Here is a 1746-nt window from a genome sequence, read left to right on the forward strand (position 1 = left end):
TAATTCCACTCAGTTTGCGGCTTTGAATACCAATTCTGGTTTTATTATTGCCCAAGACATCATATTTGCATAGTCGAGTCTAGAGTTGAAGTGGATGAAGACCACAGCTGGGCACGACTTTTCAACTGAGAATTTGGGCGTTGCATAAATGCGGGATGAATCAGTTAAACACAGGTATTTCTCTATACTTCAAGTAATGAAGTAATAATCTAATTGAATATTTAAGCATATCTACTGATTTGGAATAGCACAATGTTTTTCGATGTAGGCGTGCCAGATAATGACGTAAACGTGTATTTTCACCTTCTACTCTAGTCATATATGTTTTACTGACGATATGATCTCCTGGCTCAATAAAACTGGGGTAGACTTTCCATCCATCGGTAACATAAAAATAGCACTGCCAGCAGCAAACAATGTCCCACAAAGGTTTAAATGTTTCAGCACTGTGATCTCCTAAAACCCAAGCTAAAATTCCTTGACGGAAGTGATTTACTGCTGTCCATAGCCAAATTTTGTTTTTTTTGACCCGATGAAAGTCTCTAATTCATCTAGTTCTCCTACTTCTGGAATCTCGTTAATTGGCGGGGCATCTGGCAGTTTTTCACCAATTTGTTTCAGCCAATAAATTACAGTTGTGTGATGAACACCTTTGGAGCGCTCAATAGCTCGGAATCTCTCACCATTAACATATGCTTTTAAGCATTCAATTTTGATCTGGTCTGAGTATCCTTTTGGTGGGTTGTATACATCTATAAATTGACGACCACATCTGACACAAATGTGATTTTGTTTACCTCTTCGCTTACCATTTTTTCTAATCTCCGTAGACTCACAGTATGGACATTGCACAGTAGGTTACCTCAATTCATCCCTCTATTATGCAACGCCAGAATTTGAATTGTTTTGGTGTGCAATCTGTTAATGTTGGGGTCATGCTTTATCGCGATCGCAAGTGAAAGAAAACAAGTGTTACTTTTGCAAGACACAAAGTAAAATTAACAACTTTTAAACGCGGCAGACCACCCAAGCGAATTAAGGTACTGGCTGCTGACAAAGGTTATGATTTGCGATCACTTGCAGCAGAACCCCCCAAGGAGAACGCCCAAGAATGTCTACGGTTGATGGGCATGGCTTTGAAGAATCTAGCCAGCGCAATGAACAACACTCAGGCGCTTGAAGCTGCTGCGATAATTTTGGGGAGTGAACCGACACCATCTGCGATCGCATATCGAGCCGAACAACTGGAAATGCTACCCCAGGCGGTTAGTGACATTCGAGGGGTACTTGCTAAACCAGGGTGTAGCTGGGAGGAGTTTTGGGATGTTGCCCAAGAGTACGAGGTTATTAAATCAGACTATTGGGCAGAATTGACCACCCAAGAGACTGATTTAATTACTGCTCTCGAAAACGCATCCTCTCAACCAAACACTATTGGCATTGGCTCTATCGTTGCCCATGCCGACCCATACCGTACTTTGTATGTTGAAAGGGGCGAGGTGGTAGAAGAATTAAGAGATGAGGTGATAGTTGCCTGGGATCACTGGAAGGAGCAATCGAAAAAGACTGACAGGTATTTCCGAGATGAATTGCGCTTTTGGAAGGGCGAGAAGCAGTAAATAAAGCAATACGGTTCAGTTAAGGCTCAAAGTCATGTAAATTAGGCATTGTTCCGAAGAATGGAAATTAAGTGTCGTGCATCTGAGGGATTTTTCATTGGTGTCTCCTGAGATACAAAATACTGAC

1 protein-coding gene and 1 pseudogene are annotated in these 1746 nt (G+C 41.7%); one reads left to right on the forward strand and one right to left on the reverse strand.

Going from position 1 to position 1746, the window contains the following annotated elements; genetic code table 11:
* Nucleotides 1-160: 160 nt before the first annotated feature.
* Nucleotides 161-852 (reverse strand): IS1 family transposase gene (locus H6G97_RS50860; RefSeq protein ID WP_190947750.1). Its coding sequence is split into 2 segments (ribosomal slippage): nt 161-514 and nt 517-852, totalling 690 coding nucleotides; the frame shifts between segments, so codons are not numbered across the junction.
* A 194-nt stretch (nt 853-1046) separates the two neighbouring features.
* Between H6G97_RS50860 and H6G97_RS50865 the strand changes: the two are divergent.
* Nucleotides 1047-1619, forward strand: a pseudogene (locus H6G97_RS50865) (hypothetical protein); the annotation flags it as partial.
* Nucleotides 1620-1746: the final 127 nt, after the last annotated feature.

The sequence above is a fragment of the Nostoc flagelliforme FACHB-838 genome, from assembly GCF_014698065.1.
Lineage (GTDB): Bacteria > Cyanobacteriota > Cyanobacteriia > Cyanobacteriales > Nostocaceae > Nostoc > Nostoc flagelliforme_B.